Annotated in this window: 15 protein-coding genes; 4 read left to right on the top strand and 11 right to left on the bottom strand. The window is 42.1% G+C overall.

Annotation, left to right across the window (positions count from 1 at the left end):
• The first annotated feature begins 76 nt into the window (after positions 1-76).
• Positions 77-1,396, top strand: a complete 1,320-nt coding sequence (locus OEG80_RS01920) for a serine hydrolase domain-containing protein (RefSeq protein WP_263241486.1) — start codon at positions 77-79, stop codon at positions 1,394-1,396.
• A 114-nt stretch (positions 1,397-1,510) separates the two neighbouring features.
• Here the strand turns inward: OEG80_RS01920 and OEG80_RS01915 are convergent, their stop codons facing one another.
• The gene (locus OEG80_RS01915; protein WP_263241485.1) at positions 1,511-4,573 is read right to left on the bottom strand and encodes an insulinase family protein; all 3,063 of its coding nucleotides are present in this window, start codon (positions 4,571-4,573) and stop codon (positions 1,511-1,513) included.
• A 363-nt stretch (positions 4,574-4,936) separates the two neighbouring features.
• Here OEG80_RS01915 and OEG80_RS01910 point away from each other — a divergent pair, with 363 nt between their 5' ends.
• Entirely contained in the window at positions 4,937-5,398 is a 462-nt protein-coding gene (locus OEG80_RS01910; RefSeq protein ID WP_011514445.1) for a universal stress protein, read from the top strand.
• A gap of 170 nt (positions 5,399-5,568) precedes the next feature.
• Here the strand turns inward: OEG80_RS01910 and OEG80_RS01905 are convergent, their stop codons facing one another.
• On the bottom strand, positions 5,569-6,510 hold the full coding sequence (locus OEG80_RS01905) for a LysR substrate-binding domain-containing protein (protein ID WP_133104779.1): 942 nt from the start codon (positions 6,508-6,510) through the stop codon (positions 5,569-5,571).
• A gap of 227 nt (positions 6,511-6,737) precedes the next feature.
• Between OEG80_RS01905 and OEG80_RS01900 the strand changes: the two genes are divergently transcribed.
• Positions 6,738-7,820: a YeiH family protein gene (locus OEG80_RS01900; RefSeq protein WP_263241484.1), complete on the top strand. Its 1,083-nt coding sequence runs from the start codon at positions 6,738-6,740 to the stop codon at positions 7,818-7,820.
• Between the two features lie 293 nt (positions 7,821-8,113).
• On the opposite strand, the gene OEG80_RS01895 is transcribed toward OEG80_RS01900, so the two are convergent.
• From OEG80_RS01895 to OEG80_RS01855, 9 genes are all read right to left on the bottom strand, one after another.
• The gene (locus tag OEG80_RS01895; RefSeq protein WP_010201661.1) at positions 8,114-8,323 is read right to left on the bottom strand and encodes a cold-shock protein; all 210 of its coding nucleotides are present in this window, start codon (positions 8,321-8,323) and stop codon (positions 8,114-8,116) included.
• Positions 8,324-8,568: 245 nt separating this feature from the next.
• Positions 8,569-8,991: a YbaN family protein gene (locus OEG80_RS01890; protein WP_011514448.1), complete on the bottom strand. Its 423-nt coding sequence runs from the start codon at positions 8,989-8,991 to the stop codon at positions 8,569-8,571.
• A 163-nt stretch (positions 8,992-9,154) separates the two neighbouring features.
• The gene (locus OEG80_RS01885; RefSeq protein ID WP_263241482.1) at positions 9,155-9,568 is read right to left on the bottom strand and encodes a hypothetical protein; all 414 of its coding nucleotides are present in this window, start codon (positions 9,566-9,568) and stop codon (positions 9,155-9,157) included.
• Positions 9,569-9,584: 16 nt separating this feature from the next.
• Positions 9,585-10,880 (bottom strand): VWA domain-containing protein, encoded by a 1,296-nt coding sequence (locus tag OEG80_RS01880; RefSeq protein ID WP_263241481.1) that lies wholly within the window; start codon positions 10,878-10,880, stop codon positions 9,585-9,587.
• Positions 10,881-10,996: 116 nt separating this feature from the next.
• Complete coding sequence (locus OEG80_RS01875; RefSeq protein ID WP_263241480.1) at positions 10,997-11,854, bottom strand: DUF4435 domain-containing protein; 858 nt, start codon at positions 11,852-11,854, stop codon at positions 10,997-10,999.
• Positions 11,847-13,142, bottom strand: a complete 1,296-nt coding sequence (locus OEG80_RS01870; protein WP_263241478.1) for an AAA family ATPase — start codon at positions 13,140-13,142, stop codon at positions 11,847-11,849. The genes OEG80_RS01875 and OEG80_RS01870 overlap by 8 nt, the downstream gene beginning before the upstream one ends.
• Before the next feature lie 173 nt (positions 13,143-13,315).
• Positions 13,316-13,777 (bottom strand): hypothetical protein, encoded by a 462-nt coding sequence (locus OEG80_RS01865; protein ID WP_263241477.1) that lies wholly within the window; start codon positions 13,775-13,777, stop codon positions 13,316-13,318.
• A complete protein-coding gene (locus OEG80_RS01860; RefSeq protein ID WP_263241476.1) occupies positions 13,719-14,261 on the bottom strand; it encodes a hypothetical protein in 543 nt (180 codons plus the stop codon). The genes OEG80_RS01865 and OEG80_RS01860 overlap by 59 nt, the downstream gene beginning before the upstream one ends.
• 203 nt (positions 14,262-14,464) lie before the next feature.
• The gene (locus OEG80_RS01855) at positions 14,465-17,419 is read right to left on the bottom strand and encodes a valine--tRNA ligase (RefSeq protein WP_263241475.1); all 2,955 of its coding nucleotides are present in this window, start codon (positions 17,417-17,419) and stop codon (positions 14,465-14,467) included.
• Positions 17,420-17,749: 330 nt separating this feature from the next.
• On the opposite strand from OEG80_RS01855, the gene OEG80_RS01850 reads away from it, so the two are divergent.
• Entirely contained in the window at positions 17,750-18,835 is a 1,086-nt protein-coding gene (locus OEG80_RS01850; RefSeq protein ID WP_133104784.1) for a formate/nitrite transporter family protein, read from the top strand.
• The last annotated feature ends 52 nt before the right edge of the window (positions 18,836-18,887 follow it).

The raw sequence follows: 18,887 nt of genomic DNA, 5'->3' as shown, positions 1-18,887 counted from the left end.
AAGAACTAAGCTCAAATCTTATCAACGGTTTTTTATTGCCTAATATTAACTGCTTAAGCTAAGTCGCGAGGATACCATGCTGACACTACAACACTCTTTTGCCCTATTACCGCTAACTTTAGCCCTAGGGCTGACGAGTGTAAGCGGTCATGCTGAAAGCACTTCTTTAACCGCTAAGGAATCAGACCCGCAAACGCTCGGCTGGATGCAAGGTTTCCCGCCTCCAAAAGACAAGCTAATCACTCAACCACAGTCGGACTTTTTTAGCTTTCCCAAACTGCGTTGGACAGTCTGTCATATTCGAGAGCTAATGCCCACTACCGAAGTCAGTCGCGGTATCGGTGCACCATCCAAACTTGACTATGCACTCGATAAAAATATTGATGCCATTACCTTTACCCCAACCAATAGCAAACGTCCTATGACATGGCGGCAGTCACTTGATGCCAACTATACAGACGGCATTATGATCATGCATCATGGCAAGGTCGTCTATGAGCGTCAAAATGGTTGCCTCAATGAGCTGGGTAATCACGCCGCAATGTCGATGACCAAGTCAATGACAGGACTGCTAGCAGAAATCCTCGTCACCGAAGGTAAGCTTGATGATAAAGCATTAGTCGCCTCTATCATTCCAGAACTCAAAAACAGTGGTTTTGGGGATGCAACCGTACGCCAAGTGATGGATATGACCACAGCTCTCGATTATAGCGAAGACTATGCTGATCCTAACGCCGATATCTGGCAATATTCAGAAGCGGCAAGCCCGTTACCAAAACCCAAAGGCTATAGCGGACCCAATGGCTATTTTGAATACCTGCAAACGGTACCTAAAAAGGGCGAGCACGGTGTAGAGTTTAACTATCGGACGATCAATAGTGATGCGCTCGGCTGGATTATTTCACGCACCACTGGCAAGGCAATCGATGACCTGCTCTCTGAACGTATCTGGCAAAAAATCGGTGCCGAACAAAGCGCGTATATGACGGTCGATGCTAAGGGTACGCCGTTTGCTGGCGGCGGCATCAGTGCAGGTTTGCATGATATGGCACGTATTGGTAGCTTGATGCTCAATAAAGGCGAGATGAATGGTAAACGCTTATTCCCAACAGCGGTAGTCGATAATATCGAAGCTGGCGGTGATAAAGCCGCATTTGCAAAAGCGGGCTATAAACAGCTCAGTAATGGCAGCTATAAAAGTATGTGGTGGCTGTTTAATAATCCCACGCCTATTTATGCAGCGCGCGGCGTCCACGGTCAAACGGTCTATGTTGATCCAGCAGCCGATATGGTCATCGTTCGCTTTTCCTCATACCCTGAAGCCAGTAATGGTAAAATCGACCCAACTTCGCTACCTGCCTATAAAGCAGTCGCTAATTACTTAATTAAAAAGTAAGCCTTTAAGAAATAGCGCTTTAAAATACTCAACCAAAACAAAACCGCCGCTTTCAATATAAATACTGGAAGCGGCGGTTTTTTATATAGATACTGATTTTTTACAAGTTAAAAGCTAGCTTTTAATTTTACAGACTTTAAAGCCAAGCTCTTGTACTGCTGCTTCTTTATCATAAGGCGCTAGTATCGCACGGACATGCTTTTGCCCTTGCAGGTATTGCTTAGCAACACGTTGCAAGTCAGCTACTGTTACAGCCAAAATTGCTGCACGCATTTTACGTTGCCAGTCAACACCGCGATGATGCAAGTCAGCAAAGCACGCTTTAATTGCCTCACCTGCTGGAGAGCCTGGCTTATCCATACCTGAGATAATGCCTAAGATGGCTTCTTCTAACTGCTCGTCCGTTTGTGGCTCATTCAATAACCATTCGATACTGGCATCAAAATGAGCAAAAGTCTCAGCACACTGTGGATCGCGATAGCTAAAGAACTTAAAGGCACAAGCATTGGCGTCGTAGCCAGCACCACCGCCATAAGCACCGCCGCGCTCACGAATGGCGCTATGCAGATAGCCATTGCGCAGGTAAGGCGCTAATACCATCAGGGCTACCGTATCAGGATGATCAGCCGTAGGAACGGTATAAGCACTGGCATTATGATAGACGTTAGTTGGAACCAGCCATGCCAAATCGTCAACGGCTACTTCTTCTGTTGCAGCTGTGTTCTCACCACTTAACGCCGTATCAAGTTGCAATTCGGCAAACTCACTTGGAATATTGGCTTCGATACTCGCATCAGAATTTTTTAACTGCGCTGCAATCTTCGGCGCTTGACTGTCTTTCCAACTCTCAACGATTAAGTTACTCAAGCGTTCAGTTTGTTCGGCTTCGCAAATAATAACCGCGTGCTTAGGCAAACTAATCAAACGCTGATGTAAGTCCATCAAACTCGTCGCAAGCTTATCCCACTGTGCATCATCGCTACTGGCATGGGTTAAGAAGTCTTTTAGCGCATTCAATGCTGGCAGACCGCTACGCACATACTCTAGCTGCGCTTGGCGACTCATGCCGCGACTAGCCGTTTGCATGGCATAAGAATGCCCTGAACCAGCAAGGTTTGATTGCCAGCCTGCTTGACGCTGCTGCAAGATTTCTTTGATACGGTCATGCTCACTAAAGATACTGTGCTCCATGACTTCTTTGAGCAAATCAATCGCTTCAGGTTTACGATTCAGCGCTCGCGTTGCCACCACAAAATAGCTGCTAATCGCTTGGCTGTCATCGACATTGGTACGTTGGCTGATACGAGCAGTCACACCAGAAGAATGCGCTGCTTGCTTCGCTTGCATTTCATGAGCGCTTAGAGAATCCGTACCCAGCTCTGATAATAAGCTTAAATAGATAGGCAACAGCGGATGATTAATCACTTCATTAACTGGCAGCTCTTCATTCTTATCCCCACCAATCTCATCGGTTAACGGTACAATTATTTGATAATAATACAAGCCGTTAGTGCCCGCTTCATATTCGAATAACGTACTTTCTTTGCCACTTAAATTAATCTGCTTTTGGGTGCCTTGCTTAAAGCTGATATCGGTCGGTACGTCTTCTAGACCTACTTTTGGTAATAAGCTTAAATCATCAGGCGCTGCTTGGCGCACTGCCAAATCAAGCGCTTGTTGTTTTAAGATAGCTTTATCATCAGCGGTCAAATCCATCTCGATGGTATCAAGACGAGTCTGCTCAGCTGCTGCCAAACGGGCTGTTTTTTCACTATCAGGCGTCATTGTGACGCGCACACGATGCTGGTTATCTAACAGATGCGTCTTAATTAAATTTGGCAGCCACTGCGCATCTTTTACTTGCTCACGTAGCCACTGCAAATGCTCATCAACTTCCCAAACATCAATAGGGTTGCCATCGTGAATGGCAGTGCTAAAGCCTTCTAGCATGAGATTTAGACCATAAGGCATGCTATCGCCGCCGATATGACGCTGATCAATCTCGATTTGATGCAAGATAGTTTCAATGATTTCATCATCAATCGGTTGGCTCGCGACCTCTTTAAGCAAATCAATAATACCCTGCTCTACTGCTTCAGCATGTTCAGGGTTAGAGCCGCGTAAACCGGTATAAAAGACCATTTCATAATGACTGTCATCCAATCCCAATAATGGACTTGGCGCTTTACCGAGTGGATGGCTGTCCAAATAAGCACGTAGCGGCGAACCAGCATGCTCAATCAATACGCCTTCTAATAGACGCAAGGCCAAACGCTGCTTCGGATCAGTAATCGATGGTAATAACCACGCAAGCACGTGATGAGTCTGATCGGGACCAGCTTCATCAGCAGTATAAGTATCGGTGGCGCTAATCGGTGCAGACAAACGCTGCTCTGGACGCGAAACATGTTTTTTACCTGCTTCAAACTGAATCAAAGCATCGTCATGGATTTTAGCTTGGGTTTCAGCGACTGGAATATTACCAAAGCTCATAATCACACTGTTTGACGGATGATAATGGCTCTGATGGAATTCAACCAGCTCATTATGAGTCAAGTCTGGGATATCAGCAGGATCACCGCCCGAATTATAGTGATACGTCGTCGTTGGGAACAGATGATGGGCGACCGTATGATACAGCTGGTCAATCTCGCCACTCATTGCGCCTTTCATTTCATTAAAGACGATACCCTTAAATTGCGGCTTATCATTTTCATCCAACTCAACACGGATGCCTTCTTGGGCAAAATCAAGCGGATGAATATTGGGGAAAAATGACGCATCAAGATAAACGGCAAGCAAATTAAAGTAGTCGTTTTTATTTTGCGTGGCATACGGATATGCTGTCCAATCAGCCGCCGTCATCGCATTCATAAAGGTATTTAATGAGCGCTTAATCATCGAAAAGAACGGGTCACGAACGGGGAACTTCTCAGAGCCACATAAAGCCACGTGCTCTAAAATATGCGCCTCGCCTTTTGAATCCATCGGCTGGGTACGAAAGCCAACCAAAAAGGCATTTTCATCACTCGGATGCGCCAAGTGATAATGCATCGCTCCGGTTTTGATATGCTGACTGATCAGCACATCCATCGATAATGCATCGATATGGCGGTGCTCAATCAGCTCAAAGGCAGGATGCAGGGTTAAATCAGCAGTAAATAGCGTGTCAGTCATGGTTATCCTTATGCATTAATTACTTCAGTATCATCTTAGCCAATAACCAAGGTATGAAATCGATATCAGCAATTAAAATAGTAAAATTTATATTTATAAAAAGATCGCTTTGAATAAACAATTAAAGTTATCAAAGCCTCATAGGTCATCTTCGAATTGAATGGCATTTATCAGCTAAAAAGAATTTGCCTAACGACAGTAGATGGGGCTAATACGCTAGTAAGTCAAGGCAGTGGGTGGAGAAAAACACTAAGTCATCAAGAATAATGGATAAAGATAGCGCCCGATTTAACAAAGCCTACTTAACAGCAGTCATTAGTAGTGCTATAGTTAAAATCATCTGCCACAAGGAAGGAGCCGCTCATGAGTTACCAACATATTTTATTGGTCACCGACTTACTATCCGACGCTGACTTGGTTGCTCAAAAAGCCAAGCGTATCGTTGATAATCGTCCTGACTCCAAATTATCGGTATTACATATCGTAAAAGATACCATGGTTGGCTTTGGCTACGAGCTGGTGCCTGCCTCAAGCTTATATGATGAGATTGATGATGAGCGTTGCCAAGAAGCGCGTGCAAAACTGGCGCAGTTTTTGGATCGTAATGACTTACATGTGGTCAACTCTGAAGTGACAACTGCCATCTCAAATAGTGAAGGTATCGTCAACTATTGCCATAAGAATGATGTTGATTTATTGGTTATTGGTCGTCATGAACGTCATGGCATCGCAGCTTGGCTTAGCGGCGCAACGGCAGATAATATTTTGCCAAATGTACCTTGTGACAGCTTAGTTGTGAGACTTGATAAGCCAGTCAATAAATAAGTATAAGCATAGAATTAATACAGTCGATACTAAATAAGGCGAATGCACTTTATTATAGGGCGAAACTGGTACAAATTTTTCTTGCTTGCTGTGGCTGCGCCTACAGAGGCTACAAAAAATTTATTCCAGTTTCGCTATATTTTTTAATACGGAATTGACTATAGCTACCTTTAAACACAATCCTCTTGAATAATATCAATAAAGCTTTGCCAAATCGGGCTTTGATGGCGCGCTTTATGCCATACCAGCCACCATGTACGTGACAAATCAATTCCTGCAACCTGCACTTGTACCAGCTTCCCTGTTGCAAGCTCTGCTTCAATGACGTGCTGTGACAGGCACCCAAGTCCAATATCAGCGCTGACCATATGCTTAATCGCCTCCGACTGCTGTATTGCCATAATCACCTCGGCATTGGGCAAATGCTGCAATAATTGCTCATCGATGATCTGCCGCGTACCAGACCCCGCTTCTCGTACCAATAATGGCAGCATTGATAGTTGCTCAATACTCAGCTCATAGCAATTATTTGCATCGTTATAATAACCTACATCGGTCAACCATTTGCTGTCGTGCTTAGCAAAAATCATCAAAGTATCAGTGCGCCACACGCGCTGCTCAATCACCTTCATATCTACTGGGCGCGGCATACCTTCGACTAAAGCAATATCAATATTTAGTTGCTCAACTTCTGCTACTACCTCTTGAGTATTGGCAATATACATATCAACATCTGCATCTGGCAGCGCCTCATAGAGCTTGGCAAGCAGCGGCGGCAGTACGTAATTGCCAATAGTCGTACTAGCACCAATGTGGATCTGCCCTGCTTGGTGCTTATGATAATGCTCTAGTGTCAACGACTGCCCTAGGATAGCTTGAGCTTGTATATAAATAGGATGGGCATTGGGGTGCTGATTGAGCCTACGCCCAACGCGCTCAAACAATGGCATTTGCAGCCTTGCTTCTAATTCTGTCAACGCACTACTGACCGCCGACTGCGATAAATGCAGCACTTCACTGGCACGACTGGTACTACCTGTTTGATAAATACTGACAAACACTGATAATTGTTTGAGAGTAATCTTTGGTAATCCCTGCATGGCTTTTTTCATAATTTCTCTGACATCCTATCTTATTGATATAACCTAAAAACCATCTGTTATTTTAGAAACCCTCTATTATCTAAAAAACTATCTTTTTAACCCTAAGACTTTCTATTAACCTATTGAATCGATAGTTTGTATCTAATTAATCTGTTTTTATTATAGATTGGTCTATCTTATAATGTCTATTCATAAGCTTATGCTTATTTCGATTATAGATAATAGGACAGTCAGTCATGTACGCCTTGACCCAATCAGTGAACAACTATTTTCCACGCAGCCGCCATCTAGCAGGGCTCATCGTCGTGCTGATTGGCAGTTTATTTTGTTTATGGCTCAATACTAGTGTAAACATATGGACAAATGGGCGCATCGTAGGACTGTCATCACTGACGCTGGCGATTTTAATCGGGATGATACTTGGCAATACGGTCTATACCAATTTTTCTGAGCGTTTAAATGAAGGGGTTTGTTTTGCTAAAGGGCAGATTTTAAGACTCGCCATTATGTTTTATGGTTTTAAATTAACCCTCACACAAGTATCAAGTGTGGGTCTACCAGCAGTGATGAGCGATGCGCTGGTGCTCACCTCAACCTTTTTATTGACCTTTTGGATAGGTACCAAATTATTAAAAGTCGATAAACAAACCGTGCTATTGATAGGCTCAGGTGCCAGTATTTGCGGTGCTGCCGCCGTCATCGCCGCCGACCCAATCGTCAAAGCAGAAGCACATAAAGTCACTATCGCAGTCGCAACGGTCGTAGTATTTGGTACGGTTGCGATGCTGCTCTATCCGTTTTTATACCATATTGGTTGGTTGCAACCTTGGCTAAATGCTCAGCAGTACGGGATTTATACGGGTTCCACCATTCATGAAGTAGCGCAAGTCGTCGTCGCTGGTAACGCCGTCAGTCCCGAAGTGGGTGACACAGCGGTTGTCACCAAGATGATACGGGTCATGATGCTTGCCCCTTTTTTACTGGTATTGTCTTTTGCTCTGACCAAAGGCTGTAGTAAAAATGGTGAAAGTGCTTCATTTATGAGCCGTATTAAAAAAGTCAAAATCCCTTGGTTTGCCTTTATATTTATTACCATCGTCTTACTGCACACTTGGGTGCCGATGACCGCAAGCTTTGAGCGTAGTATGGTCATGCTAGACGATGTGCTGCTCACCATGGCGATGTTTGCACTAGGTTTGACGACTCATCTAAGCGCCATTAAGCAAGCTGGCGTGAAGCCACTGATCTTGGGTGCTATTACGTTTGCTTGGTTAATCATTGGTGGCGGTCTGATTAATATTGGTATTAGCTCTATCTGATAGACTCACCACACTCTTTAAAAAAAGGCCTCCAACTATTTATAGTCGGAGGCCTTTTTAATATATAGTCAAAATACCCTAAAAACGCTACGATACTACCGATATCAATTTTTTGTAGCCTCTGTCTGCATAGGCACAGCAAGCAAGAAAAATTGATATCAGCAGTGCGTGATGTATCGATATTACTTTTCACTGACTATATTGTTTTATCTAATACTAAATGACAGACGAAAAAAAACGAACCCGAAGGTTCGCTTTTTTTTCATCTTGCTCTAAGCGTCTATAAAGACAGATTAGATAGCAACGATGTTATGGGCTTGTGGGCCTTTTTGACCTTGAGTTACAGTGAACTCAACTTCTTGGCCTTCAGCTAAAGTTTTGAAGCCTGAACCAGTGATTTCGCTGTAATGAGCAAAAACGTCTGCGCCAGTTTCTGGAGCGATAAAACCAAAGCCTTTAGCTTCGTTGAACCACTTAACTGTACCTTTTTGAGTATCTGACATATTGATAATCCTACTTTTAAATTTATTAATGGTCTAGTGACCGGTAACGCTTGCAAATAGCTACTGAACGATAAATATTAAAACGAAGGATTATAACTAATACTACGAGGTAATGATTTGGTGCAGAACTGCTCTTAAGCTTGGAAGTATTATAAGGGCAAGATCCCATTTTCGCAAGTATTATCTTAGATTTCATGTAACCAAAGCCGCTTTTTGGCTGTTTTTCGCCCTAAAATCAACGCATTTTAGGCATTTGGCAAACGGAACAAATAGACCGCTACCCCAGTACAGACCGTGGCTACCAGCCAAGCTACCCACATCATATCTGCAGGAATGTTAAAAAATAACATTGTTGTTGAAATTGCCATCATTATCGTCGCTAGCCACTTGCCATATAAAGGTACAGCATGGCGATCTTCCCAATCTCGGACGAATTTACCAAAATATTTATGATTAATCAGCCAAAAATGAAAGCGTCGTGAGCTACGCGCCCAGCACCCTGCCGCTAGTAAGATAAAAGGTGCGGTCGGCATGACAGGTAATAATACGCCAATGATACCCAAGGCAAAAAACAACCAACCAAATATCAAAAACATCCAACGCACCGTTGGATTGTTATGTTGATTGGTCTTGGGTCGGTAATAAAAAGATTTTTTTAATTGAGTCATGATAGTTTTATCAGTCAGTGTGAGACATTAGGTCATCAGGTATGGACTACCTATATAAGTTATCAAAGATAAAGAAATTGAAACCTAGGTTCAAGACTGATTTTGCACGGTTTTGCTACCGATACGTAGCTTGTTTAGCAGTTAGGTAAATATCGGTCGTTATTCACAATGGTTTGGCAGGATAGCTTTCCCAGTAGTCTGCGATTGCCTTTGGAAAACAGTATTCTTTTGGCATTACGGTAATGGCGATGGGTACTAATATGGATTTGGTCACACCGCCGATACTGTCACAAGTGGCATTGGTAGGTACGTCATAATAAATCACGCGCAAGGTATTCTGCGGACAGAGGTCTGAGCACTGAAAGGATTTGACTACTTCGATACCGTTATGTATGCCGATGATTCTCTGCTGCGCGCCTTCCGTTGGTGCTGATTCTTTTTGCTGGGCAGCTCGAATGAGATCAGCATCTGTTAAGGTGTTTTCATTGGTAGGTAAAGAGACACAAGCGCTTAGACTTAAAAACAAAGCACTTAAAGTGAGGGCTTTTGTAGTTGATGTTGTTTTCACAGTGAACATGGCGGTTACTCCTCAGTTATGATGTTATCAATCCAATCTTACGAGCTTCTTTTAACCAGCTTGGGAACTCTTCTAGCATGTTTTCATACAACGCTTCTTCGCTGATATCATCCAAGTCATCGAGTTCAAAAAAGTCGCAATTATCAATCACGCGCCCTGCCATGTCGTCTAGTTTTTTTAGGATGCCATAACCACGACCACCCAAGCCCACAAACTGCCAAAATATCGGCAGTTTCGCCGCTTCCGTCATGACTCTGGCGATACCGCGATTGTCATTCACCCCGCCATCACTGATAAATAATACGTAGATAGGCACATCCAAACCGTCTTTTTGATAAAACTCCGTCACGGCTTTCATGACCTCTGCTTCATTGTTGATGCGCGGGCCAAGTGCCCATTTGCGCCAGCCGCCATGAGCGTTGTCAATGAAACCGTCATAGTTGCTCAGTCCAATCTCGCCCAAATACTGCGGATCTCGGGCAAACGCCCAGCAGTCTAACGCTTGGTCGTCATCGAAGCTTACTGCCAATGGCAATATGCGGTTGACCACTTCTTGAACGCGGCCTTGTTTATACTGTCTATTCATTGAGCCTGAGGCATCTAGCACCAGTGCTACTTTCGCCGTCAATTGCTGCAATTGGCGTTTTTCAAGCGATATCGCGGCTTTTTTGGCCAGATTAACGAGTTTTGGGGCTTTGTCTAGCATGACCTTTTCTAATGACGGTTTTGCTTGAACTGGCGTGGCGGTCGTATCTGCTGCTTGTGGGCTACTCTCTTCTACATCGCCACCGAAGTGCTGCACGATGGCGGCAAGCCCACCATTAAAGCCTTGCGCGACGTTAGATACTCGCCACACGCCACTCTTACGATAAAGCTGCATCAGCATACTGGCTTGCTGCTGGGCAAAGTCTGCTGCTTGATACGCTGCCTGTGCTTTTTGTGATTGCTGCCAAATGCCAATCTCTAACGATTGAATTTGATTCAGCGGCGTGTCGGCTGATAACACAAAAAACAAGCTGTCTATATTAGTAGCCAGTTTGGATAAGTTGACCTCAAACTCGGCTTGGATGCCTTTATTCGCCGTTGGCTGCGACTCATAATGGGTGAGCTTGATTTGCCCGCATGGTGAGGTTGGCTGATTATAAAACACCATGTAATCATCATTGATCAGCTTGCCCGCTGCGTCTAAGGCAAAGCAGCTGATATCCATCTCGATTGGACTCTGACGAGTGAATTTGAATGTGATCACTGTAGTATCATCAATTTCTAGATTGCTTAAGGATAAGCGTTGTCCAGTAGTTAGATAGTTCATGATTAGTGTTCTTAGAGTAGGGAAAAATAATATATTCTAATAAAGAGAAGATATGTCTAAAATTTATAATATAACTTAGCATAGAAGACTATTAGATTCATATTAAAAACTACTTTCTATTGGCTAAAAGAATCTACTACGAGTGCTAATTTTTTTACTTCATTCTCATAATAGCTATAATGAGGATGCTTAGAGTTAAAAATATTTTTTAAGGTTGCCAGTAGGATAATTAGCAGTGAATCATTCGATATATTTAAGCTAGATCTAAATCCATTAGAATTGAACTTTATAAATCTTAAAAGCCCAGATATTAATAAATGACCGTTAACTATATCTAAAGATGTATATTTAAGTTTTTCAACCACTGAATTTACTTCTTTTTTGTATTTTTCTTCTTCCATTAAAGAGCAACTTGTTTTAAATGAATCTACAAGCTTATTATCAACAACATATCCACTTCTAGCTTTTGAAAATTTTTCAAATCTTTTACCAATAACGCTACTTATATTATTTTCACAACAATATATTTCATGAGTTAGTAGCTCATCTACTATCAAGTCAATACTAGATGCAAATATTTTATATTCAGAATTTAACTCCGTTTTATTTTTAATACTTGATAATTTAGAAACTTGTAGTATAGAATCTTTTTGAATGAGTGTATTCTCAATCGAATGTCCATACGTTTTAATAACATTTGGATGATCGAAGCTTTCCTCAAAAAAGATAGAGTAATCTGAATCAGTAGCAATAAGAAATCTCGAATTATTCTCTTTTAATATCTCAAATACCTTCAACAACTCGGGCTTACCCTGTACACTTTCAAATTTAAAAACTTTATTCGAGAATAAATCAAAAATTTCTGGCCAGAATTTTTCATCATCAACACCTTCTACGTATATAACTGCATCTACTTCAAAGAATTCGTTACGAATGTCTAATGCTTCAGGAGAGTAATCGAGAGTATCAGTCATGGAATATCTCTTTCATACTAATCATTTTGTTTCTATTTGATGCTGCTATTTCTGGTGAATGAGTAGCTACAATTATTTGGGAATCGGGATTCAATTTTTTAATAGAAGGTATTATTTTTCTTTGCCAATCAATATGTAAAGACAACTCAGGTTCATCTGCTAGATATATATTGTTCTTACCTTTATTTAGTAATGCTTCAGCTAATAATATTATTATTTGCTTTTCACCAGAAGATAATTTATATATATCCACTTCATCATTATCTTTATTTATAACATTTAGTCCATTTTTATCTACTTTGAATTTTTTATTTTCGATAAAGTCTTCTATCAGTTTAATAAAATCATTAACCGGACTAAATATTTCTTTTTTCTCTTCTTCTGCCTTGTAAGACATTTTAAATACGTTTCTCGATTTTTTAATTGATTCAAAGGAAGCTAACAGCTGAGGAAGCATTACTTCATGCTCACTCTCATTATTATCTAACTCTATATTTTCACGTGTTTTATTATACTTACTCATTAAATCATTGATAGAATCAACATGAATTTTTATCTTTTTTTCAGTGGCTTTATCTAATATATTAAGTTGTTTAAATGCCTTTCTAAGCATTTCTGTTTCTGACTGCTTATCAAATTCAATACTATACTTACTATCAATTTTAGAGCTATCATATAGTACAGATAAAAGCACGTTCTTCTTTAATTCATCAGAAACTACAGTTGCATTGTTGGATAGCTCAAGCTGAAAGCTTACTAGTCTTTGCATGATTTCGTATAATCTTTGGTCTACAGATGAAACAACTTTTATTTCGCCTTCGCTTTCTAAGTTTTTTTCGTCTTCGTTCCTTAACCTATAGACTGAAAGAGAGCTTAGTTTAATTATTTCACTCACTTTCTGCTTTAAAAGTTGATGATTACTACCTCTATTCATCATGCTTCTACCAATAAAATTTCTATAATTATCAGAAATATAAAATGTATATTTTTTATTTGATAGTTGATAATCTACTTTATAAGTATTATTTTCATTATCTAGTAGCTCTTTATTTACCTTAATAGTTCTTGATAAAGTTCCATTACTAAGCCTTATAATTACCTTTTTGAAATCATTTTTAGCTATAGACCTTAAATCAACATTAAGGATATTAATCAAAATGCTCATCAGTGTGGTTTTACCTGAACCATTTTTACCAATGATTATATTTAAATCTTCATTAAATTTACATTTAATTGTATATCTGTTCCAAAAACCATTTATTTCTATTCCGCTTATATAGAACCCCATTACTAACCCTTAATTTATAATTTATTTTTAATATAATTAAAAACATAGCTGTAGATTAAATAATCAATATAAACTAATTCGAATATAAATGCTACAGCTGGCAATCTACTCTTTTATAAAGCTCATAATTTTTTCATATACTTAATTATTGCCTAATGAATTTATCAATCTTTTTAACCCAACAACTGACTAATCGCTACTTCCCTTCTCAACCCATCAATCCGACCCGATAGCGCATTCTCTTCCTCACTATACGCATCTTTTTTAAATAACGCCTTCGACTTCCTTGCCGCCTTAATATAAGCACTATTCTTATAAAGCGCTGCGGTTACTTCTCGATTCATACTAGCCAGCTGGTTTAAATAAGACTCTAATTCTCTATTATTGGTATTAAGCAGGATAATAGTATTTTCTAGCTTTTCTGAGTTATCTAAAATAGTTTTGATACGTTCTATCAGCGCTTTATCTTGCTGCTGAAATGCCTGTGTATTGGCACGAGATTTAGAGGCTGAAAATGCAACTATCGGTATTATCATAATCGCCAGCACTATTAGATAGCTCATCAGAGTCGTACCGCTACCGCCCAAGGCTAACAGTAAGAACCAAATCACCATGATGGTTAGCAGTCCAGCCATAATGCCAGTGAAGACCGAGAATGAGGGAAACCAGTTTTTTTAGCCGAGCGACTTTGGTAAAGCCGAGGCTATCGATAGTATCAACGTGGGTGTCGATTTTGTCGGTGTTTTTGAGCGCTTCTATGACTACTTTTATGAGTGCCGGATCAGTGACTAAGCGACTGCTAACTTTTAGCTCTTTTATCATTGCAGCGATATTTTGCTCTAATTTCACGATGCCTAGGTTGATGCGCTCTTGTAGTTCAGTGACTTTATTGAAGATAAAGCTATATTGCTCATAGGTATTATCGTAGGAGTATCTACTCTTGATTGAGTGTTCATGATTACCCAAAGTCGCTACATATAATAGCGTGCTCTTAAAGCGACTCTCAAAGTAATTTTCCCTATCGTAGTCGATATTGGTATAGGTCTTGAGCTGTCGGTATTTGGGAGAGTCATTGACCTTGCTACGATAGAAAAAATAGCCAGGGATAGCCAGTAGCAAAACGATAATGACCAGCTTGAAACAAATACTATCTATAAGTTAATTCCAGTGTTAATAAGGTGTTATGAATAGCGTTGGTTGCTACTTGTTGATTAACAAAAAGGCGATTATGAACAACGTTAATAAGTTAAAAATATGGCTTATGATAAATCTCATCATAAGCCATAGTGTTGTCAGAGTGAGTAAGGCTTGCAGATTATAACCTACAACGCCTTTAGCTCTTCCATCTGCGTCGTCATCGCGGTCAGCTGACCTTCAAGCTCAGCTAATTTTGCTTTCTCAGCATCGACCACTTCCGCAGGTGCTTTACTAACAAAGCCTTCATTACCGAGCTTACGCGCGATGCCTTCGGCTTGACCTTTCAACTTATCATATGACTTACCTAAACGTGCTAGCTCAGCCGTTGGATCAATCAGACCTTTCATCGGTACGAGTACACGTAACTGACCGACCATACTTGATGATGACAATGGCACTTCATCGCCTTCTTTGACGGTTTCCAAGCTCTCGACTTTGGCAAGCGCTTTGAACTGGTTTTTGATACGTGACAGACGCGCATCTTCATCGCTAGAGATATTTTGTAGTAGCACTGGCAGACGTACGGCATTACCCAGTTTCATCTCACCACGGATGTTACGGACGCTAGCAATTAGCTCCTGTAGCCACGCCATATCCGCCTCAACCTGCTCACTGATTTGTGCCTCATCCGTTTTTGGATAGTCAGCGACCACGATGCTATCGGTGTTTTTGCGATTCAGTAGCGGTGCCACCGTCTGCCAGATTTGCTCGGTCAGATACGGCATGATTGGATGGCTAAAGCGTAACGCCGTCTCTAGCACGTGCAGCAGTACATAGCGGATTTGCGCTTTGCGCTCGTCAGACACCGAGTCATCATTTAGACTGGCTTTGGCAAGCTCAACGTACCAATCACAGTATTCATTCCAGATGAACTCATAGATATCTTGGCTGACCATATCGAGACGATACTGAGCGAAATGCTGATGGATATCGGCAACGGTAGAGTTCAGACGACTCATGATCCATTTTTCTGGCAATTCCCAAACGTCAGGGTTTGCCGCTTGGTCGATAGGCTTGGCAGCACCTTCGCTATCGACACAGTTCATGAGTACAAAACGGCTGGCGTTCCAGATTTTATTACAGAAGTTACGATAGCCCTCGACACGCTTTAGATCAAAGTTGATATCGCGACCGGTACTGGCTAAGGATGTAAAGGTAAAGCGCAGTGCATCCGTACCAAAGGCTGGGATGCCTTCTGGAAACTCTTTACGCGTTTGCTTTTCAATTTTGGCTGCATCTTTTGGATTCATCATATTGCTGGTGCGTTTTTCGACCAGCGCTTCTAGATCAATACCATCGATTAGGTCAATCGGATCTAAGACGTTACCTTTCGATTTTGACATTTTTTGACCATTACCATCACGTACCAGACCATGCACATAGACGGTCTTAAACGGTACTTGCGGCGTGCCATCTTCGTTTTTCACGAAGTGCATGGTCATCATGATCATGCGGGCAACCCAAAAGAAGATAATGTCAAAACCCGTCACCAACACGCTGGTCGGGTGAAAGGTGTCCATCACGCGTGGATCGGCGTTGGCGTCTGCCCAGTCAAGCGTACTGAACGTCCATAGACCAGAGCTAAACCACGTATCGAGCACGTCATTATCTTGGCGCAATACGATATCATCGCTGAGACTATATTTACTACGCACTTCTGCTTCGTCACGCGCCACATAGATTTCACCCGTCGCATCGTTATACCATGCAGGGATACGATGTCCCCACCAGAGCTGACGGCTAATGCACCAGTCTTGCAGATCGGTCATCCACGACATATACATGTTTTTGTACTGTGCAGGGACGAACTCGATGCTACCGTCTTCTACCGCGTCAATCGCAGGCTTGGCAAGCTCTTTGACCGCGACATACCACTGATCGGTCAACCATGGCTCAACGATCGTACCGCCACGCTCAGCACGCGGGGCTTTGAGTGCATAGTCTTCGATATCTTCTAGCCAGCCCTGCTCGCCTGCTTGCTCTACAAGGAACTTACGCGCAGCAAAACGCTCAAGTCCTGCATACTCGCTTGGCGTGGTCTCTAACGTTGGCTCACGCGTTTGCAGATCAGGATAGACTTCCATCGCTGCTAAGATATTGGCGCGCTCATCAAGAATATTAATTAATGGCAAGCTATGACGACGACCCAATTCATAATCGTTAAAATCATGCGCTGGGGTGATTTTGACACAGCCCGTACCGAAGTCTTTTTCGACATAATCATCAGCAACGATAGGCACGACGCGACCAGTGATTGGCAAGGTAATGGTTTTACCGACTAAATGTGCATAACGCTCATCGCTAGGATTGACTGCGACAGCGGTATCACCCAATAAGGTTTCGGGACGTGTGGTGGCAACGACCAGATAGTTTTTACCATCTTGGGTCGTTAAATCTTTATCCGTGAAATGATAGCGGAAATGCCACAGGCTGCCTTTTTCATCGTGGTTTTCTACTTCTAAATCAGACAATGCGGTTTGGAATTTTGGATCCCAGTTGACCAAACGCTTACCACGATAAATAAGTCCATCATCAAATAGACGGACGAACACTTCTTTTACCGCATTAGACAAACCATCATCCATGGTAAAGCGCTCACGCGACCAGTCAACCGAGCTGCCCAAACGGCGAATTTGGCTAGTGATATTGCCGCCCGACTCTTCTTTCCATTCCCATACTTTATCGATGAAGTCTTCACGCGTCATATCACGTCGCTTGATACCTTGCGCCTCTAAACGACGCTCAACGACCATTTGGGTGGCGATACCCGCATGATCCGTACCTGGTTGCCACAGCGTATTGTCGCCATCCATACGATGATAACGGGTGAGCGCATCCATGATTGCATTGTTAAAACCATGACCCATGTGCAGCGAGCCAGTGACGTTCGGCGGTGGTAGTGCGATAGAAAATGACTCGTCTTTGTCAAAAGTCGGCTGAAAATAGCCGCTTTCTTCCCAGCCCTGATACATGCCTGCTTCGACTTCCGAAGGATTATAGGCGTTTTCAAGTTGGCTTAAGGCCGCTTGGATAGATTGGGTCAGGTTAGTTTTGCTGCTTTGAATATCAGAAGTGCTCATAATAGGGTGATCTTATTGTTGATAATGAATGTGGTCAAATAAATACGTTAAAAATAGGGAAAATAATGAATAGAGTGATTTTAACGCAGATAGCCAGATTTTGTTAGATGCTAAGGCAATTTATCAGCCTTACAGCGCGTCATTGCGCCCCTAACACCAGCAAATAGCAGAAAACACCAATAAACAACTCCAATCGGCTGAACTTCCCACAAAATAAATCCCAGTCGTGTTATAAAATACAGGTGATGCGAGAACTTATATAGTTATCGTATAGCATAATAAATGGCGTTTTTATCCTAAAATGATAGCCCGATAAATAGCGAGCCAACTGTGTCCCAAGATACTGAGCACACTTATAACAATAGCAGCCACTCTAAAGCTGACAAGATAGATGATAAGCGCTTGATTGATGAGAGCGCTAATCATCCATCTAGTAATAATAATAAAGATATTAGCGATGCGGATACGCCAGACGACACTAATGCAAAAGAAAAATTGGAATACGAAGACTTCTCTGAGGATATTAGCAAAGAAGACCAAGAAACCATCAAAAAAGTCGCTAATGATGACAATTTAAGTCAAGCAAAAAGCTATGCCAGTATCTTAGTTGAGCAAGTGATGGATGCCAGAGAAACTTTTGAGCGCTCACTTGGCTCACTATTTACCAGTGCTTTTACCGCTGGCCTTGAGATTGGCATCAGCTTTTTTATGATTTTAGCGGCTTTTGCGCTTTTGAGTGGCGTGCTACCGAGCCATTATGCGGTTGTACTCGCCTCCCTACTTTACCCGATTGGTTTTATCATCGTCGTCATCGGTCAGTCGCTATTATTTACCGAACAAACCTCACTCTTAAGCCTACCTGTGCTCAATAAAATCGAACCTCTCAATAAGCTGCTACGCCTGTGGGGCATTGTCATCGCTGGCAACGTCGTTGGTGGCTGTTTATTTGCGGCATTAATGATAGGTTTAGGTTTAAATATGCAGCTATTTAGCGTCAGCGACATTGATATTTACGCCGAGCATATCTTAGGGTTTAGATGGTGGGTAATATTTGGCAGTGCCATCTTGGCAGGTTGGATGATGGGCGTCACCGCGTGGCTTGTGACCTCAGCGCGCGATACCCTTAGCCGCATCGTCTTGGTGACGCTTATTACTGGCAGTATCGGCTTTTTGGGTTTGCATCATAGTATCGTGGGTAATATCGAAGTATTCTCAGCCTTGCTCTATGGCAATACCGTCAGCTTGGGCCGTTATTTGCTGTTTTTAGCCGTGGTGTTGGTCGGCAATACCGTCGGCGGCGTGGTGTTTGTCGCGATACTTAAAAACCGTACCTTCCTATTTGAATTAGCCAAAGTAAAGGAAGAAACAGCTAAGGATAAGCTAGAGGCAAAAAACAATATCCGTGGACCTTACTAGAGATAATCAGCACCGTATTTTTAAATCTCACGCTAAAACTCCATAACCGACG

The organism is Psychrobacter sp. SC65A.3, assembly GCF_025642195.1.
GTDB classification, from domain to species: domain Bacteria; phylum Pseudomonadota; class Gammaproteobacteria; order Pseudomonadales; family Moraxellaceae; genus Psychrobacter; species Psychrobacter cryohalolentis.
The sequence above is the reverse complement of the archived record's forward strand: the minus strand, read 5'-3'. Positions and strand labels throughout refer to the sequence as shown.